The organism is Microbacterium sp. NPDC064978 (assembly GCF_044543605.1).
In the GTDB taxonomy this organism is placed as follows: Bacteria; Actinomycetota; Actinomycetes; order Actinomycetales; family Microbacteriaceae; genus Microbacterium; species Microbacterium meiriae.
Genome location: NZ_JBITWF010000001.1, coordinates 631,111 through 655,429, shown reverse-complemented (window position 1 = coordinate 655,429; position 24,319 = coordinate 631,111). Strand labels below are relative to the sequence as shown.

The 24,319-nt window shown below is 71.4% G+C and carries 21 protein-coding genes; 12 read left to right on the top strand and 9 right to left on the bottom strand.

Annotated elements, in window-relative coordinates; translation table 11 throughout:
• Positions 1–7: 7 nt before the first annotated feature.
• From ACIGJI_RS03460 to ACIGJI_RS03450, 3 genes are all read left to right on the top strand, one after another.
• Positions 8–817, top strand: a complete 810-nt coding sequence (locus ACIGJI_RS03460; RefSeq protein WP_363444423.1) for a large exoprotein — start codon at positions 8–10, stop codon at positions 815–817.
• Between the two features lie 243 nt (positions 818–1,060).
• Entirely contained in the window at positions 1,061–1,858 is a 798-nt protein-coding gene (locus tag ACIGJI_RS03455; protein WP_187663825.1) for a PP2C family serine/threonine-protein phosphatase, read from the top strand.
• Between the two features lie 57 nt (positions 1,859–1,915).
• Complete coding sequence (locus ACIGJI_RS03450) at positions 1,916–4,681, top strand: FtsK/SpoIIIE domain-containing protein (protein ID WP_363444420.1); 2,766 nt, start codon at positions 1,916–1,918, stop codon at positions 4,679–4,681.
• A 31-nt stretch (positions 4,682–4,712) separates the two neighbouring features.
• On the opposite strand, the gene ACIGJI_RS03445 is transcribed toward ACIGJI_RS03450, so the two are convergent.
• Complete coding sequence (locus ACIGJI_RS03445) at positions 4,713–5,708, bottom strand: asparaginase (RefSeq protein ID WP_259953683.1); 996 nt, start codon at positions 5,706–5,708, stop codon at positions 4,713–4,715.
• Positions 5,709–5,792: 84 nt separating this feature from the next.
• Between ACIGJI_RS03445 and ACIGJI_RS03440 the strand changes: the two genes are divergently transcribed.
• Positions 5,793–6,290 carry an OsmC family protein gene (locus ACIGJI_RS03440; RefSeq protein WP_259953684.1) on the top strand — a complete coding sequence of 166 codons (498 nt, stop codon included), beginning with the start codon at positions 5,793–5,795 and terminating at the stop codon, positions 6,288–6,290.
• Between the two features lie 9 nt (positions 6,291–6,299).
• Here the strand turns inward: ACIGJI_RS03440 and ACIGJI_RS03435 are convergent, their stop codons facing one another.
• Positions 6,300–7,079: a 1-acyl-sn-glycerol-3-phosphate acyltransferase gene (locus ACIGJI_RS03435; RefSeq protein ID WP_259953685.1), complete on the bottom strand. Its 780-nt coding sequence runs from the start codon at positions 7,077–7,079 to the stop codon at positions 6,300–6,302.
• 124 nt (positions 7,080–7,203) lie between these two features.
• Between ACIGJI_RS03435 and ACIGJI_RS03430 the strand changes: the two genes are divergently transcribed.
• A complete protein-coding gene (locus ACIGJI_RS03430) occupies positions 7,204–8,166 on the top strand; it encodes an FKBP-type peptidyl-prolyl cis-trans isomerase (RefSeq protein ID WP_187663830.1) in 963 nt (320 codons plus the stop codon).
• 42 nt (positions 8,167–8,208) lie between these two features.
• A complete protein-coding gene (gene dxr / locus ACIGJI_RS03425) occupies positions 8,209–9,291 on the top strand; it encodes a 1-deoxy-D-xylulose-5-phosphate reductoisomerase (protein WP_363444417.1) in 1,083 nt (360 codons plus the stop codon).
• Positions 9,292–9,303: 12 nt separating this feature from the next.
• Here dxr and ACIGJI_RS03420 read toward each other — a convergent pair whose 3' ends face one another.
• The 3 genes from ACIGJI_RS03420 to ACIGJI_RS03410 all read right to left on the bottom strand — a co-directional run bounded on the left by ACIGJI_RS03420 (position 9,304) and on the right by ACIGJI_RS03410 (position 12,361).
• Entirely contained in the window at positions 9,304–10,920 is a 1,617-nt protein-coding gene (locus ACIGJI_RS03420; RefSeq protein WP_259953787.1) for a Mur ligase family protein, read from the bottom strand.
• A gap of 92 nt (positions 10,921–11,012) precedes the next feature.
• Positions 11,013–11,687 carry a YcnI family protein gene (locus tag ACIGJI_RS03415; protein WP_280569756.1) on the bottom strand — a complete coding sequence of 225 codons (675 nt, stop codon included), beginning with the start codon at positions 11,685–11,687 and terminating at the stop codon, positions 11,013–11,015.
• A gap of 89 nt (positions 11,688–11,776) precedes the next feature.
• Positions 11,777–12,361, bottom strand: coding sequence for a hypothetical protein (locus ACIGJI_RS03410; protein WP_187663833.1), 585 nt, complete (start codon positions 12,359–12,361; stop codon positions 11,777–11,779).
• 66 nt (positions 12,362–12,427) lie between these two features.
• On the opposite strand from ACIGJI_RS03410, the gene ACIGJI_RS03405 reads away from it, so the two are divergent.
• Complete coding sequence (locus ACIGJI_RS03405; protein WP_363444414.1) at positions 12,428–13,741, top strand: M50 family metallopeptidase; 1,314 nt, start codon at positions 12,428–12,430, stop codon at positions 13,739–13,741.
• A gap of 15 nt (positions 13,742–13,756) precedes the next feature.
• Here the strand turns inward: ACIGJI_RS03405 and ACIGJI_RS03400 are convergent, their stop codons facing one another.
• On the bottom strand, positions 13,757–15,640 hold the full coding sequence (locus ACIGJI_RS03400) for a chorismate-binding protein (RefSeq protein ID WP_363444411.1): 1,884 nt from the start codon (positions 15,638–15,640) through the stop codon (positions 13,757–13,759).
• Positions 15,641–15,850: 210 nt separating this feature from the next.
• On the opposite strand from ACIGJI_RS03400, the gene ispG reads away from it, so the two are divergent.
• Genes ispG through ACIGJI_RS03385 form a run of 3 tightly spaced genes read left to right on the top strand, consistent with a single transcriptional unit; the run spans position 15,851 to position 18,246 of the window.
• A complete protein-coding gene (gene ispG / locus ACIGJI_RS03395; RefSeq protein WP_363444408.1) occupies positions 15,851–16,981 on the top strand; it encodes a flavodoxin-dependent (E)-4-hydroxy-3-methylbut-2-enyl-diphosphate synthase in 1,131 nt (376 codons plus the stop codon).
• A 14-nt stretch (positions 16,982–16,995) separates the two neighbouring features.
• A complete protein-coding gene (locus ACIGJI_RS03390) occupies positions 16,996–17,328 on the top strand; it encodes a nuclear transport factor 2 family protein (RefSeq protein WP_268776464.1) in 333 nt (110 codons plus the stop codon).
• A gap of 51 nt (positions 17,329–17,379) precedes the next feature.
• The gene (locus ACIGJI_RS03385) at positions 17,380–18,246 is read left to right on the top strand and encodes a hypothetical protein (protein WP_363444405.1); all 867 of its coding nucleotides are present in this window, start codon (positions 17,380–17,382) and stop codon (positions 18,244–18,246) included.
• Between the two features lie 85 nt (positions 18,247–18,331).
• On the opposite strand, the gene ACIGJI_RS03380 is transcribed toward ACIGJI_RS03385, so the two are convergent.
• The 3 genes from ACIGJI_RS03380 to ACIGJI_RS03370 all read right to left on the bottom strand — a co-directional run bounded on the left by ACIGJI_RS03380 (position 18,332) and on the right by ACIGJI_RS03370 (position 21,655).
• Positions 18,332–19,024, bottom strand: coding sequence for a nucleotidyltransferase domain-containing protein (locus ACIGJI_RS03380; protein ID WP_363444402.1), 693 nt, complete (start codon positions 19,022–19,024; stop codon positions 18,332–18,334).
• Between the two features lie 21 nt (positions 19,025–19,045).
• Complete coding sequence (locus ACIGJI_RS03375; protein ID WP_363444399.1) at positions 19,046–20,083, bottom strand: hypothetical protein; 1,038 nt, start codon at positions 20,081–20,083, stop codon at positions 19,046–19,048.
• Positions 20,084–20,239: 156 nt separating this feature from the next.
• Positions 20,240–21,655 (bottom strand): RNB domain-containing ribonuclease, encoded by a 1,416-nt coding sequence (locus ACIGJI_RS03370; RefSeq protein ID WP_363444396.1) that lies wholly within the window; start codon positions 21,653–21,655, stop codon positions 20,240–20,242.
• A gap of 78 nt (positions 21,656–21,733) precedes the next feature.
• On the opposite strand from ACIGJI_RS03370, the gene ACIGJI_RS03365 reads away from it, so the two are divergent.
• Both ACIGJI_RS03365 and ACIGJI_RS03360 read left to right on the top strand, forming a co-directional pair.
• The gene (locus ACIGJI_RS03365) at positions 21,734–22,504 is read left to right on the top strand and encodes an isocitrate lyase/phosphoenolpyruvate mutase family protein (RefSeq protein WP_268776460.1); all 771 of its coding nucleotides are present in this window, start codon (positions 21,734–21,736) and stop codon (positions 22,502–22,504) included.
• Positions 22,505–22,543: 39 nt separating this feature from the next.
• A complete protein-coding gene (locus tag ACIGJI_RS03360) occupies positions 22,544–24,304 on the top strand; it encodes a proline--tRNA ligase (RefSeq protein ID WP_187663841.1) in 1,761 nt (586 codons plus the stop codon).
• The last annotated feature ends 15 nt before the right edge of the window (positions 24,305–24,319 follow it).

The following is a 24,319-nucleotide window of genomic DNA, read 5'->3' as shown; positions in this document are numbered from 1 at the left end:
GAGCCTCATGGGTTACGACGACTACGGAGCGGGCTATCTCGGCCTGCTCTTCGCCTACTTCTTCGTCATTCTGCTGATCGCGGTCGCCGGGTACGTCCTGGTGTCGCTCTTCTACATGAAGATCTTCCAGAAGGCCGGCGTGCAGGGCAACTGGCGTGCCTGGGTGCCCGTCTACAACATGATGATCTTCTTCAAGCTCGGTGACCTGAGCCCGTGGCTCGTCCTGTACGGCATCGCCGGCACGGCCCTGCTGAGCTGGATCGGCATCGGCTTCCTGTTCTCGCTCGCGCTCTCGGTGCTCTCGGTCATCGCCGCGTGGCGCGTGGGCCTCAAGCTCCAGAAGGACGCCGTCTGGGTCGTCCTCTACGTCTTCCTCTCCATCGTCTGGCTCGGTATCAACGCGTTCGACAAGTCGCGCTGGAACCCGAACATCCAGCCGGCCTCCTGGGCGGGTAACGGCTTCCTCGGCGACCGCACGGTGTGGGACGGCATTCCCGTCCAGCCGGCAGCGGCCGCCCCGCAGCAGGGCTACGGTGCGCCGCAGGGATACGGGGCACCGCAGGGCTACGGCACCCCGCCGCAGGGCTACGCGCCGCCGACGCAGGCGTACACGCCGCCTGCGGCACCCGGCTACGCGCCGCCCGCCGGCCCCGCCGCCCCGGCGACGGGTGCGCCGATCCCTCCGGTGCCGCCCACCACGCCTCCTGCGCCTCCCGCGGCTCCGCCCACCACGCCTCCGGCCCCGCCGGCGGCTCCTCCTGCGGCCCCTCCGGCTCCGCCGACCACGCCGAACGATCCCACGCAGCCGCCTGCGTGACGACGTGAGGAGAACCCCCGGTCCTCGGATCGGGGGTTCTTCGCGTGCGTGGCTCCTCCGTGTCCCCACATGCCGCTAACGTGGAGACATGGACTCGTCGCAGCGGAGGGAAGTCGTCCCTCCTCCCGTCGCCCCGCGCCCCGTCCACCGCCATTCCGGTGCGGTCCCGAGGAGCGAGTTCCACTACGATGTGTGAGTATCCTGCGCCCGCCCCATCCGCCGCAGGTCCATCGGAGGCAGTTCGTGGCTGAGACCAAGACGCACACCCTCACGGTTGCGCATCGTCCGTTGCGGCTGTCCTGGGCCGGCGTCACCGACCAGGGGCGCCGCCGGGAGACGAATCAGGACGCCCTCCTCGCCGAGTACCCGCTCTTCATCGTCGCGGACGGCATGGGAGGTCATGCCGGCGGCGAGATCGCCAGCCAGAGCACGGTCGCGCGCCTGCGGGCGATGGTCGATGCCGACGACGTCACCCCCTCCGCGATCGAGAAGGCTCTCGCGCTCGCGGTGGACGACATCGCCGAGCACCCGGACACCACCGACGAGGGGACCGGCACCACGCTCACCGGCGTCTACCTGGACGAACAGGGAGACGAGCCGCACTGGGTGGCGCTGAACATCGGTGACTCGCGCGTGTACCTGCTGCGCGACGACCGGCTGCTGCAGGTCACGACCGATCACTCCGTCGTGCAGGAGCTCATCACCGCCGGCAAGCTCAGTCCCGAAGAGGCGGAGGGCCACCCGTACAGCAACGTGATCACCCGCGCGGTCGGTGCGAGCGAGCTCACGGCGCCGGACTACGTCACCATCGACGTGCGGCCGGGCGACCGTTTCGTCATCTGCTCCGACGGTCTCACGAAGGAGCTCACGGACTACGGCATCCAGCACTTCCTCCGCGCTCATGCCGACCCCGCGGAGAGCGTCGACGCGATGCTCGCGGCGGCCCTCGACAACGGAGGGCGCGACAACGTCACCGTGATCGTGCTGCAGGTCGACGATCCCGAGGATCCTTCCTCCCCACCCGCGGACTCGGGGGAGTAGCGCTCCGTCCCCTGTGGAGAGGCCCTATCCGCCCCGGTGGTGGGCTCCACTGGAGGCATGCACTCCTCGCCCCTGGTCCTCCCGTCCGCCATGGCGCCGGCCCGGCGGCGCCCGCTTCCCGTCATCGCCGCCGTCGTCCCCGTGGGAGTCGGTCTGGCTCTCTGGTTCACGACCGGTGCGGTGCATGCGCTCTGGTTCGCGGCTCTCGGGCCGCTGATGCTGGGCGCGTCGCTCCTCGACGCAGCCCGCGGACGTCGTCGCGAACGGCGAGCCGAGGCGCTCCGGATGGACGCCGCATGGGCAGAGGTCGAAGCGCAGCTGCACCGCCGCCACGCGGAGGAGCGCGCAGACGAGGAACGTCGGCACCCGGATGCCGCCTCGTGTCTGCGCAGCCGCCCGTTGCAGGATGCCCGGCCGCCCGACCACGACACTCCGCTCGTCGTGGGACGCGGATTCCGGGTCAGCACCGTGCGCTGCGAGGGCGGTGACGACGAGCGCGCCGCTGCGTTCCGCCGCCGGTGCGGTGTCCTGGAAGACGCGCCGCGGGTCGTCCTCCTCGGTCGAGGAGTATGCCTGCGGGGCCCGCAGCCGCTCGCCAGGGCCGCCGCACGTGCGCTCGTCGTCCAGCTCTGTCTCCGCTTCTCCCCGAGTGTGCTCTCCCTCGTCGGCGACCCGGCGCGGGACGGGGCGCTGGCGGGCTTCCCGCACATGCAGCAGGCGCGACGCGGTGGTTTCCGGCTTGCCCTCGCAGAGGAGGCCGCATCGGCCGCGAGCGCCGATGCGGTGATCTGGACCCTGCCGACCGGTGCGGACGTTCCTGACGGCATCACGACGGTGGTCGACATCGTGGAACCCGGTGCGGCGACTCTGCGCACCCCGGACGGCGAGGACGGGGTGGACGTCGAGTACCTGTCGTCGGCGCAGGCGACGGCGGCCGCCGAGCTGTGCGGCGGGAAAGGGTCCGCGACGGAGGCGACCGGGGCGGCGGTGGCGCTCCGGGACCTTCCGCAGCCACCGGTGGGCCCAGGCCTCCTCGTGGCGCTCGGTCGCGGAGCACACGATGCCCCGGTGATGGCCGACATCGTCGAGGACGGCCCGCACGCGATCGTGACGGGGATGACGGGGACAGGCAAGAGCGAACTCCTCATCACATGGGTCGCCGCCGTCTGCGCGGGGTACGGGCCGGAGCGGGTGAGTGTCCTCCTCGCGGACTTCAAAGGAGGGACGGCCTTCGATCGCCTGCGTGAGCTGCCGCAGGTCGTCGGCGTCCTCACGGACCTCGACGAGACGGAGGCGCGGCGCGGCGTCGCCAGCCTGGCCGCAGAGATGCGCCGCCGTGAGGGTGCCCTCGCGGCGGCGCAGGCGCGCGACGTGCGTGACACCGACCTTCCCCGACTCCTGATCGTCGTCGACGAGTTCGCCGCCCTGCTGCAGGAGCACACAGAGCTGGCGGCGGTGTTCACCGACGTCGCGGCGCGGGGGCGCGCCCTGGGCATGCACCTGGTCCTCGGCACGCAGCGCGCCGCCGGGGTCATTCGCGATGCGCTCGCGACGAACTGCCCGCTGCGGCTGAGCCTGCGCGTCGCCGAGACTTCTGACAGCAGGGCGATGCTCGGCACCTCCGGCGCAGCCGAGCTTCCCGGCGGAGCGGAGGGCCGAGGCCGTGCGCTCCTCCGTCGCCCGCAGGACGACGAGCCGCTGCCGGTGCGCATCGCCCTCACCGATGACGACGTCATCCGACGGATCGCGCAGCGATGGGCGGGAGCGCCGACGTCTCCACCTCCGTGGCGACCCGCTCTCCCGACGCGCCTGCCGCTCGACGCGCTGCTGACCGCTCGGGCAGGGTCCGCGCCTTCGGAAGCCGGGCCCTGCCTGGTGCTCGGACGCGCTGACGAGCCCGAGAATCAGGCGCAGCCGCTGGAGGTTCTGCATCCTGGCCGCGACCGCGGGCTCGTGGTCCTCGGCGCCCCGGGAACGGGGCGGACGACAGCCTTGCGTGTGATCGCGGCGCAGCATCGCCACAGCGCGTGGTTCCCGGATGATCCCGAAGCGGCCGTCGACCTGCTCGCCGCGTGGGTCGCGGGCGGCACGGCGCCACCCGACGTCGTGCTCGCGGATGATCTCGATCTGCTCCACGCGCGCCTGCCTCTCGACGTCGGCCACGAGTTCGTCCAGCGGTGGGAGCAGCTGGTGCGATCATCGGCCACCGTCACCTGGGTGCTCGCGGCCGGTCGGGCGACGGGTCCGCTGGCACGCGTGCTGGAGGCACTCCCGCGTCGGGCCCTGCTGCGGATGCCGACACGCGTCGAGCACATCGCCGCGGGCGGCGAGGTCGCTCACTTCCGACGCGATCGTCCGCCGGGGAGGGCCGTGTGCGGAGAGCGGGAGATGCAGTTCGCCTGGGTCGAGGGTCCCGGGGTGGAGTCGCGCTCCGGAGAGCTGCGGGGGAGCACGCCGGTGTGGGTGCCGCAGGCGGAGATCACGGCGTTGGTCACCCCGGGCGTCGTCGGCGTCGTCGCGGCGTTGGCGGCCGCGCATCCCGACTGCGACGTACAGGCGGTGGGTCCGGAGGTGAGCGGAACGGGGCGACCGCTCGTGCTGGTGGGCGATGCCGAGAACTGGCAGCGTCAGTGGGCACTGTGGCAGCGGGTGCGATCGCAGGGGGAGGTGCTCATCCGGGCGGAGCGGCCCGGCGAGCTCCGCCAGCTCGTCGGCATCCGCGCTCAGCCGCCGTACGCGCGACCGGACGCCGGGCGGGCCTGGTCCGTGATCGGAGACCGCCCTCCCCGGCGGGTGGTCCTCCCGGCGCTGGACCGGCGATGACGGTCAGCGGCACGGGGACGACGAGGTCGGGTCAGATGCCCGCACCCGGACGGATCGCGCCGACGTTCGCGCCGCCTCCGAGCACCGTGAGCGGCAGGGAGTCGGCCAGTCCGGTCACGTCGGCGTCGCTGAGCCCGCCCGCGCGTGCCAGCAGCGTGGCGGCCACGATCGTGGACGCGCGTGCGCCGCCGTCGAGCATCTTCAGCGCCACCGTGGTCCCGTTCGGGGCGACCATCACCATGACACCCTCCGCGCCGCCCTTGGCGAAGACCCCGAGCCGTTCGATCGCGATCGTGTCAGGGCGCCCGGGGCCGTCGATGGTCCAGGGGTTCTCGCGCACCGCCTTCACCAACGAGCCCGCCACGCGGTGCAGCGCAAAGGGGGAGCGCTCGGAGGCGGTTCCGATGCGGTGGATCGCGCGGGCCAGTCCGGTGAGGCTGAGCGCGTACACGGGGGCACCGCAGCCGTCGATCGCGGTGTGGGCCATCTTCTCGCCGGTCAGCCGGGCGATCACATCGCGGATGTGCGCCTGGAGCGGATGCGAGGGGTCGAGGTAGCCGTCGGTCGGCCAGCCCGTCGCGACGCAGGCGCGGAGCATCGCGGCGTGCTTGCCCGAGCAGTTCATGCGGATGCGCGCCTCCTGGCCGTGCTCGCGCACCATCTCATCGCGGGTCGCGGAGTCGCTCGGCCAGGCGGGAGGACACGCGAGGTCGTCCTCGTTGAGGCCGCCCGCGGTGAGCATCTCGCGCACGACCTCGGCGTGCCGATCGGTGCCGGAATGGCTCGCCGTCGACAGCGCCAGCTGCTCGCCCTCGAGTACCGCACCGGCGGTGAGGCAGGCGACCGCCTGCAGGGGCTTCAGGCTGGAACGGGGGAGGATCAGCGCATCCGCATTCCCGTGCCGCGCGACCACCTCACCCTCGGGCGAGAGCACCACGGCCGCCCCGGCGTGACGCGACTCGATGAAGCCGCTCCGCTCCACGACGGCGAGCTCGACGGAATCCTGAACGGTGAGAGTCTCCAGCACCCGACAACTCTACCGGCGGGTCCGGCCCAGCCTGGTCGGGTGCCGAGTCGGCGCCGTGTCGGCCGCACCTGGCAGACTGAGCGCATGCCAGAGCAGACGACTCCGCGGTCCCTCGGCGAGCACCGCTACGCCCTCACCTCCACCTGGACCGGCAACACCGGATCCGGCACGAGCGGCTACCGGGACTACCGCCGCGATGTCACGATCGAAGTCGCGGGCAAGCCCGAGCTGCTCGCCTCCTCCGACAAGCCGTTCCGCGGCGATCCGGCGCGGTGGAATCCGGAGGATCTGCTGCTGGCCTCGCTCTCCGAGTGCCATCTCCTGTCGTACCTGCACGCCTGCGTGACGGCCGGAGTGGTGGTCGTGTCCTACCGGGACACCGCGAGCGGCCTGATGCGCGAGAACGGCGCCGGCGGCGGTTCCTTCGTCGAGGTGCTGCTGCGCCCGGAGGTCGTCGTCGCCGAGGCCTCGATGATCGAGGCGGCCGAGCGCGCGCACGCTCAGGCGAACGAGTGGTGCTTCATCGCCAACTCGGTCAACTTCCCCGTCCGGCACGAAGCGACGGTGACGGCCGCCGGCTGAACGGACTCCTCAGCGGCGTTCGTGCGGGAGCGCCTGCTTGATCTTCTCGATCGTGTTCTGAGCCGGCGCCTCGTTGTAGGTGCCCGCGAGCTCCTGTCCGGAGAGCGCGTGGATCGCGGCCATGATCTCGTCGGTCGCGAGCCGGCGCGCGCGGCCGCTCGTGGCCGGTCCGTGCGGCGACAGATCCAGGGGCTCGCCGAAGCGCACGGTGATCCGCTCGGACAGCGTGGGCATCTTGGCGCCGACCGGCATCACCTTGTCGGTACCGATAAGTCCCACGGGGACGACGGGTGCTCCCGTCTGCAGAGCGAGGAAGGCCACGCCCGTGCGGCCCTTGTACAACCGGCCGTCGGTGGAGCGGGTGCCCTCAGGGTAGAGCGCGACGGCGAGGCCCTCGTCGAGGAGCTGACGCTGCAGGTCTAGGGCGTCCAGCGCCGCCTGGCCGGCGCCGCGGCGGACCGGGATCGCACCGATCGCCTCGAAGAACGTCTTGGACGCCCAGCCCTTCATGCCGGTGCCCTCGAAGTAGCTCGACTTGGCGAGGAAGTGCACGGGACGCGGAGCCGCCACCGGGATGGCGATGGAGTCGATGAACGACAGGTGGTTGCTGGCGAAGATCACCGGGCCGGTGGTGGGGACGTGCTCACGTCCTTCGATACGCGGCCGGTAGACGAGCCGGGCGAGCGGGGCGATGAGGCTGCGGCCGAGCGTGTAGGTGAAGCCGGCGTGCCGGGGCTTCGGGGAGTCCTCTGAGGGGGTTTCGGGGTCCACGGACTGCTCAGAGCTCATCAGAGCAGGCTACTCCCGGATCCATGCCGACGTGGGAATGAAGACTCGCGCCGCCGCTTCCCAGCGCGAGCAAAGGGCGATGAGGCAGGATGGAAGCTCCCGCCCGCGATCGTGAGGTCTTCCTGTGCGCACCCGTCCGCTGCTCGTCCTGTCCACCGTCGCTGCGGCGACCCTGCTGCTGGCGGGATGCTCCGGGAACGGCGATCCGCAGAGCACCTCCTCTCCGGACGCCTCCGGGTCGAGCCAGTGCCTCGTGAACGCGAAGGCCGGCGACACCTCGGACGCCATCGAGGTGGACGGCGAAGGTCTCGACGCCAAGATCACGGTTCCCGCCGATGCGGAGTTCGCGAACGTCGAGCGGACCGTCGTGTCTGAGGGCGAGGGAGACGACCTCGCGGCGAACGACCTCGTCTCCGTCCAGTATCAGATCGTCGATGCCGCCAGCGGCGACGTGGTCGACTCGTCGGCGCGCGGCGAGGACGGCACGCTCCCCGTGCTCCTCGACCCGAACCAGTCGTCGCTGTTCGTCGCCGCGCTCGAGTGCGAGCCGGTCGGATCCCGCGTCGTCCTCGCCATCCCCGGCAGCGCGCTCGGTGAGGGGCAGAGCAACATCGTCGTCTACGCGGAGGCCGTCGACCGGCTCCCCGAGGTCGCCTCCGGCAAGGAGGTCGAGCCGACCGCCGGCATGCCCGAGGTCGAGCTCGACGACGATGGCAAGCCGTCCGTCACGATCCCGGACGGCGATGCGCCGACCGAGACGAAGGTCTCCGTCCTCAAGCAGGGCGACGGCGCAACGGTGGCGTCCGGCGACCTCGTCGTGGTCCAGTACCTCGGGGTGAAGTGGTCCGACGGCGAAGAGTTCGACTCCAGCTGGAGCCGCGATGCGGCCCCCGCCCAGTTCCAGACGACCGGAGTCGTCGCCGGGTTCCAGAAGGCGCTCGAGGGTCAGAAGGTCGGTTCGCAGGTTCTCGTCGTCATGCCGCCGTCCGATGGCTACGGCGCGAGCGAGGGGCACGAGCTGCAGGACGAGAGCCTCGTGTTCGTCGTCGACATCCTCGCCACGACTCCGGTCCAGCCGCAGCAGTAGCCGCGGCCCGGGAGAGCCGGCGGCGTGTCCTAGGCTGGCGTCATGCGTCGCGTCATCATCCTCGGCTCCACCGGTTCCATCGGCACGCAGGCGCTGGATGTGATCCGCGCCGATCCGCGACGCTTCGAGCTCGTCGGTCTCGCCGCGGGGTCGAACGCCACGATGGTGGCCGAGCAGGCGGCGCAGTTCCAGGTGGAGCACACGGCTCTCGGCGCGGTCGAGGCGGAGCAGCTGGTCCGCGACGTCGAAGCCGATGTGGTGCTGAACGCCATCACCGGCTCGATCGGTCTCGGCTCGACGCTCGCTGCGCTGGAGGAGGGGCGGACCCTCGCGCTGGCGAACAAGGAGTCGCTGATCGTCGGCGGTGATCTCGTGCTCGCCGCCGCGGCACCCGGGCAGATCGTCCCCGTGGACTCCGAGCACTCCGCGCTCGCCCAGGCCCTGCGCTCCGGCACACACGATGAGATCCGCCGTCTGGTGGTCACGGCCTCGGGTGGCCCGTTCCGCGGCAGGTCGCGCGACGAGCTCACCGGAGTGACCCCGGAACAGGCGCTGGCGCATCCGACGTGGAACATGGGTCGCACGGTCACCACGAATTCGGCGACCCTGGTCAACAAGGGGCTTGAGGTCATCGAGGCGCACCTGCTGTTCGACGTGCCCTACGACGACATCGACGTCGTCGTGCACCCGCAGTCGATCGTCCACTCCATGGTGGAGTTCGTCGACGGCTCGACCATCGCGCAGGCCTCGCCGCCGGACATGCGTCTGCCGATCTCGCTGGGCCTGGACTGGCCGCACCGCGTGGGCGGTGTGGGCCGTCCGCTGGACTGGACCACGGCGACGTCCTGGACCTTCGAGCCGCTCGACGACGACGCCTTCCCCGCGGTGGCGCTCGCAAAGGCCGTCGGGCGCGCCGGAGGCACTTTCCCCGCCGTCTACAACGCCGCCAACGAGCAGGCCGTGGACGCGTTCCACGAAGGGCGCCTGCCGTTCCTCGGCATCGTCGACACCGTGCAGCGGGTCGTCGACGCGCACGACGCTCCGGACGCGTTGACCGTGGAATCGCTCGCGGCGGCCGAGGACTGGGCGCGGCGGAAGGCCGACCAGCTCATCGCCGCCGTCTGACGCGGCGCGGGCTCAGTCCTCGTCCGGGTACGGCACGGGCCAGCGCGGCTCCGGCACCGGCCAGCCGGCGGCCTTCAACGCACGCCGGGAGAGCTCGCGGGCCGAGTACGGCGTCCGCACCCCTCGGATGTCGCGGTAGTCCTGGTGCCCGGGGCCGGCCCAGAGGATCGCGTCGCCGTCGCCGACGAGTCCGACGGCGGCCACGATCGCGGCCTCCGGCGGGGAGTACTCGTGGATCTCGGCGTCGGGACGGGCGCGACGCGCGCCCTCGACGAGCGTTGCGCGGATCGACGCCGGGTCTTCGAATCGCGGGTGGTGATCCGTCACGACGAGGATGTCGCTGCCCTCCACCGCGGTGCGGGCCATGTCGAAGCGCTTGCTGGCGTCCCGGTCCCCGTCGGCCCCGAAGAGCATGAGCACCTTGCCGGGAGTCACCCGCCGCACGGCGGCCAGGGTCTTCTCGAAGGCGTCAGGCGAGTGGCCGAAGTCGACGAAGACGGCCGGCCCCCGCGCGCCTGAGACGAGCTGCGTGCGCCCTGGCAGGTAGGCGTGGATGCCGCCGTCGCGCTGCAGGGCCTCGACGATCCGCTCCCAGGCATAGCCGCCCTCGAGCAGCATGACGATCGCGAGCGCCGCGTTCGCGGCCATGTGGGGGCCGATCACCGGGACGGTCGTGGTGAGCGTGCCAGCCGGTCCCGTCATCGTGAACGTCGTTCCGGTCGTCCGCTCGTCGTCGATGACGACCACCCAGTCCGCTCGCGATGCCTGATCGGCGTCGGCGGCGATGGAGGGCGTCCCGACGGTGATAACGGGGATCTCGGAGCGCTCCACGACCAGGGCCCCGGAGGAGGAGTCGAGGCACACGACGCCGCGGACGGCGCGATCGGGCCGGAAGAGCGGCAGCTTCGCCTCGAAGTACTCCTCCATGTCGGCGTAGTCGTCGAGGTGGTCGTGGCTGAGGTTCGTGAATCCCGCGACGTCGAACCGGATGCCGTCGACACGGTGCCGGGAGAGGGCCTGGGCGCTGACCTCGACCGCGACGGCCTCGACCTCGCGCTCCCGCATCAGCGCGAGCAGGGCGTGCATCTCCGACGCCTCAGGGGTGGTGAGCCGCGAGACGATGACCTCGCCCGCGATGTGTCGTTCGGCCGTGGAGGAGAGCCCGGTGACGACGCCCATCTGTTCGAGGATGCCCTCGAGGAGGTGCGAGACGCTCGTCTTGCCGTTCGTCCCGGTGGTCGCGAAGAGGAGGGGAAGCGGGTCCTCCGCTCCCGTGCCGTACACCCAGGCGCTCAGCGCGCCGAGCACGCCGCGGGGGTCGTCGACGATGAGGATCGGGAGGCCGGCGTCCGCGGCGATGTCGGCGCCCGCCTGGTCCGTGATCACGGCGACCGCCCCCTTCTCGGCAGCGGTCTTGGCGAAGTCCGCGCCGTGGCGGTTCACGCCGCGGATCGCGACGAACGCCTCGCCGGGACGCAGGTCCGCCGTGGCGAGGGTGATGCCACTGAGAGCGACGCCCTCCACGTCGCCGCGCACGGAGCGGGCGAATCGGGAGGCGAGTTCGGACAGCTCGCGCCGGGGCGGGTTCGCGGGGCGGAGCACGGGGGGCAGGGTCGGCTGTTGTTCCATCGACATGTCGTCTCCATGTTCTCATGACGGCGGTGTCGGCCCGGGCGGGTCGGTCCGCCGCGCGCCGGAGCCGGGCGCGGCGGACCCGGGGCTCAGGCGCGGCGGCGGAACGCGAGCACGGCGACCACGAGAGCCGCGACACCGGCCAGGAGGCCGCCGGCGCCCAGCGCGATACCCAGGGCGTCGTCGCCGGCATCGGCCGTCGCGGGCTGCGGTACGGTGCTCGTGCCGTGACCGCCCTCGGCGTTGTCCGTCACCGTCACGACGGGAGCGGGGGAGTCGAGGTCGTGCGGGTCCTCGCCCTTCTCGGCGAGCTGCGTCCACTCCGTCGCCCCGTCGACGCACTGCTGGACCACCGGGAAGGCGAGCGTCTCTGGCGTGTCCTCATCCAGTCCCACCGACATGCTCACGGCGCCGCGGAGGTCGGTCGGCACGGGCGTGAGGGCGGTGTAGGTGACCGCGCTCACGAGACCGTCGTCGCCGCGTTCCACCTGGATGCTCCAGTCGCCGTCGAGCGTCGGGGCGACGGAGGCGAGGCCCTCCGGCATGGTGACGCGCAGGGCTGTGGTGGGCGAGGTGCCGCACCCGTGCGAGAAGGAGAAGGTCAGCACGCCGTGGTCACCGGCGGCGAGCTCGTCCGGGCTGACGGTGACGTGGGCGCCGGCCATCGCCGGGACGGCGAGGGCGAGGGCGAGTCCGCCGATGATGCCGGTGGCTCCGAGGAGGGCGCGGCGCGGACGGCGGGGGCGGATGGTGGGGTTCGACATGGGGTCTCCAGATGCTCGTGTGGGGGCGCGCGGGAACAGCGCGGCCCGAAGGGGCCGTCTCTCGAGGACGGCAGGGTCGGCGGGGCGGCTCAGCCGCCGACGGGCACCGGCGGACCGCGCCGCGACACCACCACGGTCATCGCGGCATCGAGCGGAGAGCGGAGAGCGGAGCGCAGCGGACGCGGCGGTGCGGGAGGCGCGGAGGTGGGAGTCGCCGCGCGCCGGAGCGCGGCCTGGAACCAGCGGGCGATCGCGCGCAACACGCTCTCGCCGTGCCACAGCAGCAGCGTGGTCAGCACCGCGCAGGCGAGGTGCGCCGACAGCATCAGCGTGTCCGGGCCGGGAGCCGGGGACAGCGGTGCGAGCGCGCCCAGGTCGAGGTGATGCGCGTGCGTGCCGATGACGGACGCGCCCCCCGCTGTGGGCGCACCCAGAAGCTGGAAGAGCAGGTGGAACGCGGCCTGCGCCAGGAGCACGGCCACGGCGACCCGTGCGCGTGACGGCCGACCGCCGGCCACCGCGGCGGAGAGCGGGACGAAGAGCACCGCGACGGCGGCGATGAGCAGGGGGTGCGGAGCGGCGCCGCCGGCGAGCGTGTGCGACACGGCTGCGAGGAGCGTGGCGATCGCGGACACGGCGGCGGCGCGGAGGAAGCGCAGCTGCCGGGACGTCATCCCGCCAGCCTAGCCATGCTGTGCGAGCCGGGCGGATTCCTAGGCGGTGGGCAGTAGCGTGGGCACGTGGAATTCCTGCTCTATCTGGGCGGCATCGTGTTCATGCTGATCGGCCTCGGGCTCTCGATCGGTCTGCACGAGGTCGGTCACCTCGTCCCTGCGAAGCTCTTCGGCGTGCGTGTCGGCCAGTACATGATCGGCTTCGGGCCGCGCCTGTGGTCGAAGCGGATCGGCGAGACGGAGTACGGCTTCAAGCTCCTGCCTCTCGGCGGCTTCATCTCGATGTCGGGGATGTACCCGTCGTCGAAGGACAGCGGACCCGCGTCCGGCGCGTTCCGCACGCTCATCCAGGATGCGCGCTCGGCCAACGACGAGACGATCGCCGAGGGCGCCGAGGATCGGGTCTTCTACAAGCTGCCGGTCTGGAAGCGCGTGATCGTCATGCTCGGCGGACCGCTCATGAACCTCGTGCTGGCCGTGGTCATCTTCACCGTCCTCGTCAGCGGAATCGGCGTGCAGCAGGGCACCACGACGGTCGCGGCGGTGAACGAATGCGTGGTCCCGGCCTCATCGTCGGCGACCGAATGCGGTGCCGACGATCCGGAGTCTCCGGCGGCGGCGGCCGACGTGCAGCCCGGGGACGTCCTCGTGTCGATCGACGGGACACCGGTGGAGACCTTCGCCGAGGCGACTGCGATCGTGCAGGCCTCGCCGGGGCAGCCCCTCGACCTCGTCGTGCGCCGGGACGGCACGGAGCAGACGCTCACCCTCACGCCGATCGCCGCGGAGCGCACCATCACGGATCCGAGCGGGCAGCCGGTGCTCGACGACGACGGCGAACCCGTCGTGAAGGAGGTCGGCTACGCGGGCATGATCGCGCAGATGGGCTACGTGCAGCAGCCGCTCACCGCCGGACCGCAGATGGCGGCGGACACGGTCGCCCGGGTCGGCTCGCTGATCGTCACGCTGCCCGTGCGGCTGTGGGACGTGGGTGTGTCGTTGGTGACGGGTGGGGAACGCGATCCGAACGGGCCGCTGAGCGTCGTCGGTGTCGGGCGTCTGGCGGGCGAGGTGGCCGCGACGGACGCGCCGGTGCTCAACCGCTTCGCCGTGCTGCTCGGCCTCCTCGGGTCGCTCAACGTCGCGCTCTTCGTGTTCAACCTCATCCCGCTGCTGCCCCTCGACGGCGGACACATCGTCGTCGCGCTCTGGGAAGGGATCAAGCGGGCGTGGGCGAAGCTCTTCCGGCGGCCGCCGCCGGCTCCGGTCGACGCCACGAAACTCGTCCCGCTAACCGTCGTCGTCGCGACGCTGCTGATCGCGATGGGAGCTCTGCTGTTGGTGGCCGACCTCTTCAACCCGGTCAAGCTGCTGGGCTGAGCGACCGGGACGCACTCAGCGCAGGGCGTGCGCGACCAGACGCTCCAGCGTGCGGATGCCGTCGCGGGACAGGATCGACTCGAGGTGGCCCTGCACCGATGCGAACCCGTCGCCCCGGAGGGCGTAGACGTCGCCGGTCGCCGGATCCGCCGACACCTCGGCCGCGCCGACGGTCAGCGTCCCCGGGTCCACCCGCGCTGTGAACGTGTTGTAGAACCCGATCGACGCGTCCTCGCCGAAGATCGGCACGGCCTTCTGCAGCCCCTGATGCGGAGCGTCGAGGGGCGTCAGCGCGATCCCCATCCGGTCCGCCAGGATCTGGTGGCTCAGGCAGACCGCGAGCAGCGGGGCATGCGCCTGCAGGCGGGCCGCCACGACCTCGCGCATCCGGGCGATGCGCGGGCTCGCGTCGTCTCGGGGGTCGCCGGGGCCGGGGCCGGCGACGACGAGATCGGCCGTCTCGACCGCCTCGTCGTCCACGTCGTCCCAGGACGCGATGGTCACGTCAAGCCCGAGGTGCCGCAGCTGATGCGCGAGCATCGTCGTGAAGCGGTCCTCGGCGTCGACCACGAGGGCGGAGCGGCCGGAGAACGGCCCCGTGAAGTCCTCACCCTGCGGGTTCAGCCAGAACTCGGCGAGGCGGGCGTTGCGCGAGGAGAGGAGCGCGGCGACGTCCGGGTCGTCGGCGAGACGCCGGGGCTCACCGGGGGCGTCGGCGTCGCTGCGGGCTTCCGCCACACGGTCCCGGTCGATCGCGCCGATGGCGCCGAGCACACCCGCTGCCTTGCCGTGGGTCTCGGAGACCTCGCCGTGCGGGTCGGAGTGGCGGACGAGGGTGGCGCCGACGGGAACGCTCAGCTCGCCGTCCTGCAGATACACCGTGCGGATGAGGATCGGCGCGTCGAGGTCGTGGCCGCCGTCGGCGTTGGGGGTGAAGAGCGCGGCGACGCCGGAGTAGTAGCCCCGCGGCTTGCGCTCGTGCCGCCGGATCACGGCGCAGGCGTTCTGCATGGGGGAGCCGGTGACGGTGGGGGCGAACATCGTCTCGCGGAGGATGTCCCGGGGGTCCAGAGCGCTCCGGCCGCGCAGCATGTACTCCGTGTGCGTCAGCCGCGACATCTCCTTCAGATGCGGGCCCGTGATGCGTCCGCCGTCGGCACAGACGGCGCTCATCATCTTGAGCTCCTCGTCCACGACCATGAACAGCTCCTCGGTCTCCTTGGTCGAGGCCAGGAAGTCGGTCAGCGTCTCCTTCGTCGCGCCGCCCGCCGGATGCCGGAAGGTCCCCGAGATGGGGTTCATGGTGACGACGCCACCGCGGGCCACGACGTGTGCCTCCGGGCTCGCCCCCACCGCGATGTGGCGGGGGGTGAACACCGCGAACGTCCAGTAGGCCCCGCGCTCATGGGCGAGCAGAGCCCGGAACCAGGTGAGGGCCGCCTGCCGTTCGTCCGCCTCGACGGTCGCCGTGAAGTCGCGACGGATGACGAAGTTCGCCCCCTCGCCGCGGCCGATCTCGTCGGCGATCACGGTCTCGACGATGGCGGCGTACTCCTCGTCGGCGATGTCGAAGCCCTCGTCGCGCAGCGGGATCGGCGCGGTGGGAAGCGCATCGAGCACAGCCGCGGTCGGCAGATGGAGGTGCTCGTCCACGACGATGCAGCGCAGCGGTGCCCCGTCGTCCTGCGCGACGAACCCGCGCTCTCGGACCTGCCGGTAGGGGACGAGGGCGAAGACCTCCCGGGGCTCTCCCTCGGACGTCAGAGGGATGTCGGAGAGCAGCTCGACGTCGGTCACGGCGCCGGTGAGCAGCTCCACGGTGTCCGCGCCGTCACGGGCGATCAGCACGAAGGACGCGGTGGGATCGGCGCTGAGCTCGTCGAGGCGAGAGAGGGTCATCGATGTCTCCTGTGCGAGGGCTCCGGCTCGGCGCAACGAAAAGACCGCCCCGGAGGCGGTCTGGATTCGAGGGAACGCGAACACACCGCCTAGGAGGCGGGCCACCAGGTGATGTGCGCGATCATGGGGCGAAACTACCACACCCGCCGCATCCAGCCCTTCCGCATCCTGGCGGCGTAGGCTGGGATCGTGCCAGCAGTGAATCTTGGGATGCCGAAGGTCCCCGAAGTCCTCGCCCCGCGTCGCAAGTCCCGTCAGATCAAGGTGGGCAAGGTGCTTGTCGGCGGCGATGCGCCCGTCAGCGTGCAGTCGATGACGACGACGAAGACCACCGACATCAACGGGACTCTGCAGCAGATCGCGGAACTCACCGCCTCCGGCTGCGAGATCGTCCGCGTCGCCGTGCCGTCGCAGGACGACGCGGATGTGCTGCACATCATCGCGAAGAAGAGCCAGATCCCGGTCATCGCGGACATCCACTTCCAGCCGAAGTACGTCTTCCAGGCGATCGACGCCGGCTGCGCCGCCGTGCGGGTCAACCCGGGCAACATCCGCAAGTTCGACGACCAGGTCGGCGAGATCGCCAAGGCAGCGAAGGACGCGGGTGTCTCGCTCCGTATCGGCGTCAACGCGGGCTCCCTCGACCGTCGCCTGCTCGAGAAGTACGGCAAGGCCACGCCGGAGGCCCTCGTCGAGAGCGCTGTCTGGGAGGCGTCGCTGTGCGAGGAGCACGACTTCCACGACTTCAAGATCTCGGTGAAGCACAACGACCCCGTCGTGATGGTCAAGGCCTACCGCCAGCTCGCCGAGCGGGGCGACTGGCCGCTGCACCTCGGTGTGACCGAGGCGGGACCGGCCTTCCAGGGCACGATCAAGAGCGCGACCGCCTTCGGCATCCTGCTGGGGGAGGGCATCGGCGACACCATCCGCGTCTCGCTGTCCGCGCCGCCGGCCGAGGAGGTCAAGGTCGGTCACCAGATCCTCCAGTCCCTCAACCTCCGGGAGCGCAAGCTCGAGATCGTCTCGTGCCCCTCGTGCGGTCGGGCTCAGGTCGACGTCTACACGCTCGCGGAAGACGTCACCGAGGGGCTCAAGGAGATGACGGTGCCGCTGCGCGTCGCCGTCATGGGCTGCGTCGTGAACGGCCCGGGTGAGGCACGCGAGGCCGACCTCGGTGTCGCGTCCGGCAACGGCAAGGGCCAGATCTTCGTCAAGGGCGAGGTCATCAAGACCGTCCCGGAGGCTGACATCGTCGCCACCCTCATAGAGGAGGCGAACCGCATCGCCGCCGAGATGGGCCCGGACGCTCCGCTCGGCACCGCCCAGGTCGTCACGGCCTGACTCGAGGAGCGCCCGTGTCCGACTTCCTGTTGCCCGCGCCCGTCCAGACGATGATCGACGCGATCAATGCCGGAGACACCGAGGCCTTCGTCGCCGCGTTCACCGCGGACGGCTTCGTGAGCGACTGGGGCACCGTGAAAGCCGGTGCCGACGGGGTGCGCGGCTGGGCGGACAGCGACGCGATCGGCGCCGGGGCACGGATGACCGTGCTCTCCGCCACCACGGACGGCGACATGACGCGCATCCGCTTCGGGTGGAGCAGTCGCGTCTTCAACGGCGAGTCCGATGGGATCTTCGTCGTCGACGGCGACCGGCTCGCCAGCTTCACGATCCCACCGTCCCACTGACACCCCGTGCCTGATCGGCACCATCGTTCCGTCGTCTCTCCGAGGAGCCCCATGACCACGCCCACGATCGTCACCTTCCCGGACGGCAGCCTCCGCGGAGACGCCGTCGTGACCCGCGTGGCGGACGACGCCGACGGAGCCGTGGTCGTCGTCGACGCCACGCCGTTCCACCCCGTCGATCACACCTGGCCCGATCAGCCCGGCGATACCGGCGAGATCTCCGGCGAGGACGGAGCCGTCCACGTGACCGAGGCGCTCATGGCGGCCGTGTCGGATGATGGTGCGTTCGCGGTGGGGAGTGCGATCCCCGTCAAGCGCGGGACCGAGGGGTGGACCTGGCTGGTGGGCCAGCGGCTCGATGGTGCCGCGCCCGCCTGGCTCGCGGAGGGGACGCGCGTGGCCCTCTCGGTCGACGAGGCGCACCGTGCCGGCCTCAGCCGCGGTCACACCGCGTGCCATCTCGCCTCCCTCGCCCTCGATATCGCCGTCTCGGACCTTTGGCGCAAGGACCCGGGGGAGGATGCGCTGGGAAACCCGGACTTCGAGGGACGGGCGAACCAGTCCAGCCGCATCCACGAGGACGGCGCCGTCGACGAGTACCGCCTGGGCAAGAGCCTGCGCCGCGCGGGATTCGACACCGAGACGTTCGCGGCGACGCTGTCCGACCGCGAGCACCGCATCAACGCGCAGCTCGCCGCCTGGGTCGCCTCGGCTGCCGCCAGCCGCATCGAGGTGGACGGACCGACGATCGTGGACCGGCGGCGCTGGCACTGCGAGCTCCCGGAGGGCGAGGCCGTCATCCTCTGTGGCGGCACCCACGTCCGTTCCCTCGCGGAATTCGCCGCCATCACGGTGACCCTGGACCTGTCCGACCCTCAGCTGCTCGTGATGACGACGACTGCGACCCCCGCCTCCTGAGCCCTCGCGTCAGGCGATCACGCGAGGACAGGCGCCAGCCGCCGGTGTCGCCTGCTGTCGCGTGACTGCCTGTGAACGAGTGAGGTCAGCGCACGAACCCCGCCTGCACTCGACCACCCGCCATCGTCAGCTCCTCATCGACCCGCGCCGCGAAGCCGGGGAAGTCTCCAGCGAGCAGCGGAGTGCTGAGCTGGTCCGCGCGCTCGGGGCTCCACGCGCGCAGACGTCGGGGGAGCCACTTCCCGGATCCGATCCACTGCCCGCTGGCCAGCAGCATCAGCTCGGCCATGCGCTCGAACAGCAGGCCGGCGACGACGCGCTGCTCGAGAGGGTCCGTCGCGTCCTGGAGGTCGTCGAGGAGATCGGTGATCACGTACCGCCGGATCCGCGACTCCGTCTTGCCCAGGACGGGGCCGGCGGCGAGCACCGCACCCCACCGGGCCCGCAGGTCGTCGAGCCCGGGTCCGGAGCGCACCGGCACGCCCTCCAGGAGCATGTGCACGATGACGGGTCGATGCTGTGCGATGCCGCGGTGGGCCCATGTCTCGAACCCTTCCACCGTGTAGGCGAACACCTCGAGGATCTCGCCCTCGAACTCGCAGGTGAGGGCTTCGCTCTGCTGGGCGCGATCGGTGAAGAGGTCATCGTCGATGAGCAGGAGGTCGATGTCGCTCGTGCGCGTGCGCTGGCCGCGGGCCGTGCTCCCCGCGACGATCGCGATGCGTGCGCGCGGATACCGCGCGGCGATGAAGCGCCCGACGCGTTCGACCTGATCCATCTCGTCAGGTTATCCGGCGGCTCAGGCGACGATTCGTCGGCGCAGTGCGCGGAAGAAGCCCTGGATGGCGAGTTCTCGCTCCTCTGAGCGGAGCTGCTGCCAGACCTCGAGCTGATCGCGCCGCTTCTCGAGGTCTGCGGGGAAGGGACCGTCGCCGGAGTCCCACACCAGGAACGCGAGGATCATCTGCACTTCCCACGCTGCCGCCATCGGAGTGCTCAGGAAGGAGTTCGGGGCGAACGGGCTCACGCTCACCGCGCTCTGCAGCGGGAGAAGGCTGGACGCGTGCAGGCCTCGATGCGTATCGCCGGTGCGGGCGGCGATGCCGTCGTCGAGGATCGCCAGGATCCGCTGCCGCTGCGCTTCCATCGCGGCGAGGGCGCGGTTGCGCCAGGCGAGACAGGCGGCCACCGCGACGAGGCCCACGGAGAAGGAACCCGCGACCTCGAGCTGGGGGCTCAGGAACCAGCACGTGTATGCCACGAAGATCACTGCCGCTGCGGTCATCGCCGTGTAGGCCCGTCCTGCCCGATGCAGGTCTGCGGTCGGGGCCGTCGAGAGGACCGGGGGAGTCAGCATCAGGGCCATCCATCCCCACAAGGCGGCGAGCACGGCGGTCGTGGCGAGCAGCAGGAGAAGCTGGGGGTCCCGGCCGATCGTCGGTGTCAGCGCCGCCGCACCCGCTCCGATCGCCAGCAGCAGCGAGAACGCGACGGACAGCCCCAGCACCGCGGCACTGATCCGGTGCCGGGCCTTCCGGGCGAACCGGGTCACGCGACTGTAGCCGTTCGCGGTCAGAAGCGTGACCAGCAGGATGACGGTCGCCATCGAGCATCCGATCCCGATGCCGATGCGGAGGGACATGTCGTTCGCGGTCGCAGCCGGCGCCACCGTGAACGCAGTGGCCGCTCCGAGGGAGAGGAAGACCGCCAGGCACAGGCGGAAGAACCACCAGGGGGCGGAGCGCCACGAGGACACCGGGACTTCCACGAAGGAGGAAGCCAGCGCGAAGAGGTCGAGCGATGGGCGCGTCACGGATTCGACCGGCAGGGAAGGCATGGAGCGAGTATGCCGACCGGCACCGACATGCTCACGAGCGGCGCCGACGACTGTCTCCCCTCGGGCTGATGGCTGTGCAGGATCAGGCGAACGCGGGAGTGCAGGCGGTCGTGCCCGGGAGCGCCTGATTCGGCGTCCTCGCCTGATCTGGCGGGCTCAGAGGGCGAGCTCGATCTCACCCGTCCCGATGTCCACGCGCACGACGCGCACCTGCACCACATCGCCGGGCTTGGTGTCGGGGGTCACCGACGCGGTCGTGGTCACTGCAGGGTCCGCGATCTGGACGGCGGCACGCTCGCCCCGGAGCTCGATCACCGTGGCCTCGATGGCCTGTCCTACGAGCGGAGTGAGCAGCGCGGCCTCGACGCGGTTCACGGTGTCCGCGTCCAACTGCGACGCCCGCCGACCCGATTCCTGCATGAGCGCGGGGAGCTCTCCGAGGGAGGAGCGGACCCATCCCGGCACCGGCTGCCCGGTCGACACGGCGAGGCAGATGGCGAGCACCCAGCGGTCGACCAGTCGGCGCAGGGGTGCGGTCGCGTGCGCGTACGGTGCTCCGATCGCGGCCTGCACGGCGTCGGCGGGTGGTTCGCCGTCGAACACGAGGTACCCCGCGCCGCGGAACAGCGAGGCGGCGGCCTCCAGCACGGGGAGCGTCATCGGGTCGGAGCGGTCGAGGCCGCGGAGGTACTCGCCGTAGGTGCCGTCGGTCCACGGCCGCCCGAGTGCCTCCGTCTGGTGCCGGAAGGCAGTGAAGGCCGCCTCGTCGGGTTCCGGCATCGTGCGGAGGATGCCGACGCCCGCGTCGATCATGAGCGCGGCGGCCGCCATCCCCGTCATGAGCGACAGCTGCGCGTTCCACTCCTCGACGGGCAGCGGGCTGCGGCGCTCGATCGCGTAGAAGCCGTCGTCGGTGCGCACGACCTCCTCGTCCGGCATGTTCAGGCTGGCGCCACCGCGGCGGCGCTCCTGCTCCAGACGGAGGGAGCCGATCTCCGGCAGCAGGGCCGCGTGACCGCCGTCGCCCCGGTCGAGCGCCTCCTGGGTGGAGGCGTAGTCGAGCTGGGCCCGGGAACGGATGAGGGCGCGCTCCAACCGGAAGTCGATCACGGATCCAGCCGCATCCAGGTGGAACGTCCACACCAGGGCGGAGCGGTCGACGTCGGGGAGTAGGGAGGCACGGTCCTCGCTCAGCACGGGTGGGTGCAGCGGGATCGAGCCGTCCGCGGCGTACAGGGTCTGTCCGCGCCGGCGGGCCTCCGCGTCCACGGCACCACCGGGGGTGACGAAACCCGGCACGTCCGCGATCGCGTAACGCACCCGATAGCCGTCGCCGTCCTGTTCCAGGTGGAACGCCTGGTCGAGGTCGCGGGCACCGGCCGGATCGAGGGTCGCGAACGGCACATCCGTGAGGTCGAGGTCGGGGAGAGTCGCCGTGGCGGCTTCCGCCTCCGCGAGTACGTCGGCGGGGAACTCCGTCGACGCGTCCAGATCCTCCCGAAGGGCCGAGAGCGCCGCGGCGAGCTCGGTCTGGGCGGCGGAGGGGGCGACATGCGAGCGGCGCTGGGGCATGCTGCCAGCCTAGGTCGACCGCCGCAGGGAACCCGGGCATCCGGCCCGCGTGCCCGCACCGGCCGCTAGCGTGGGGACATGACCACTGCTGCCAAGGCCCAGACCCTCGTCGGACTCTACGACGCCCCGGAGATCCTCCGCGTGGTGAACGTGTGGGACGTCGTCTCCGCGCGTGCCGTCGCCGCACTGCCGGAGACCACGGCGATCGCGACCGCCGGTCACGGCATCGCGGCGTCGTTCGGCTACGACGACGGGGACACCCCGCGCGACGTCATGATCGACATGGTCGGACGGATCGCCGCGGCCGTGTCCGTTCCCGTCACCGCCGACCTGGACGACGGATACGGGGACGCCGGGGAGACCACCCGCCTCGCGATCGCGGCCGGCGTCGTCGGCGCGAACGTCGAGGACCGCCTCAAGCCGCTCGACGAATCGGTCGCCGTCGTCGAGTCCATCGTGAAGGCTGCGGAGGCCGAGGGCGTGCCCTTCGCTCTGAACGCCCGCACCGATGCGTTCGTGCGTGCCGGGTCGCGGCCCGTGGAGCAGAGCATCGCGGATGCCATCCAGCGCGGCCGCGCCTTCCTCGACGCCGGTGCCACCGCGGTGTTCGTCCCCGGCATCCTCGATGCGAACGTCACGCGACAGCTGGTCGAGGGCATCGGGGAGCGCAAGGTCAGCGTGATCGGGATCCCCGGGGCGCTCGCCGCATCCGAGTACGAGAAGCTCGGCGTGGCCCGCATCTCCTACGGTCCGCTGCCGCAGCGGGTCGCGCTGACCGCGCTGCAGGAGCTCGCCGAGAGCCTCTACCGCGGCGGCGTCGTGCCGCAGGGGCTGCCGGCCCTCAACTGAGCGACGAGGCGGGTGACCGCGGCTCACTACACTTGAGCCGTGGTCACTCGTCTTTCGAACTTCTTCCTCCGTACGCTCCGCGAAGATCCTGCCGGTGCCGAGGTCGCCAGTCACAAGCTGCTGATCCGCGCCGGGTACATCCGACCGCAGGCAGCAGGCATCTTCGCGTGGCTGCCTCTCGGGCTGCGCGTCAAGGCGAAGATCGAGACCGTCATCCGCGAGGAGATGGCCGCCGCCGGTGCCCAGGAGGTGCACTTCCCCGCACTGATGCCGCGCGAGGCGTACGAGGCGACCGGGCGCTGGGACGAGTACGGCGACCTGCTGTTCCGCCTCCAGGACCGTAAGGGCGGCGATTACCTCCTGGCGCCGACGCACGAGGAGGCCTTCACGCTGCTGGTGAAGGACCTGTACTCGTCGTACAAGGATCTGCCGCTGACGATCTTCCAGATCCAGGACAAGTACCGCGACGAGGCCCGGCCGCGCGCCGGTCTCCTCCGCGGGCGCGAGTTCACGATGAAGGACGCCTACTCCTTCGACGCCTCGGACGAGGGGCTGGACGTGAGCTACCAGGCGCAGCGGGACGCCTACGAGCGCATCTTCCAGCGGCTGGGCCTCGAGTACGCGATCGTGCAGGCCGACGCCGGCGCGATGGGCGGTTCGCGGAGCGAGGAGTTCCTGCACCCGACGCCCGTCGGGGAGGACACCTTCGTCCGCAGCGCCGGGGGGTACGCGGCCAACGTCGAGGCCTTCAGCACGCCCGTGCCCGCTCCGGTCCCGTTCGACGCCGATGGCGCTCCGGTGATCTTCGATTCGCCCGACACGCCCACCATCGAGACCCTCGTCGCGCACTGCAACCGGGAGCTCGACGGCGAGTACACCGCCGCCGACACGCTCAAGAACGTCGTGCTCGCCCTGAAGCACCTCGACGGCACCCGTGAGCTCGTGATCGTCGGCATCCCCGGCGACCGCGAGGTGGACGAGAAGCGTGCCGAGGTGGCCTTCGCCCCTGCCGAGGTGGAGACCGCGACCGCGGACGACTTCGAGAACAACCCGCTCCTGGTGAAGGGGTACATCGGTCCCTGGTCGCCTACGGGTGCGGTGCTCGGCGAGGAGTCCGCCACGGGCATCCGCTACCTCGTCGACCCCCGCGTGAGCGAGGGCACGAGCTGGGTCACCGGCGCGAACATCGACCAGAAGCACGCGCACTCGGTCGTCGCCGGGCGCGACTTCGAGGCGGACGGCATCGTGGAGATCGCGAACGTGCGCGCCGGCGACCCGGCGCCCGACGGCTCCGGTCCGGTCGAGCTCGCCCGCGGCATGGAGATCGGTCACGTCTTCCAGCTCGGGCGGAAGTACGCGGAGGCGCTCGGCCTGAAGGTCCTCAACGAGAACGGCAAGCTCGTCACGGTCACCATGGGGTCGTACGGCATCGGCGTGACGCGGATCCTGGCGATCATCGCCGAGCTCAACAACGACGACAAGGGCCTCATCTGGCCGGCCTCGGTCGCGCCGTTCGACGTGCAGGTCGTCGCCGCGGGCCGTGACCAGGTCGCCTTCGACGTCGCGGAGGGCCTGTCCGCGCAGCTGGAGGCGGCCGGCCTCGACGTGCTCTACGACGACCGCCCGAAGGTGTCGCCCGGGGTCAAGTTCGGCGATGCCGAGCTCGTCGGCGTCCCGAAGATCGTCATCGTCGGCCGGGGAGCCGCCGACGGGCAGGTGGAGTTCTGGGACCGTCGGACGGGCGAGCGTGAGGCCGTCTCGGTCGCCGAAGCGGTGGAGCGGGTCTCCGCCGCGCGCTGAGCCGGCGCTCGGAGC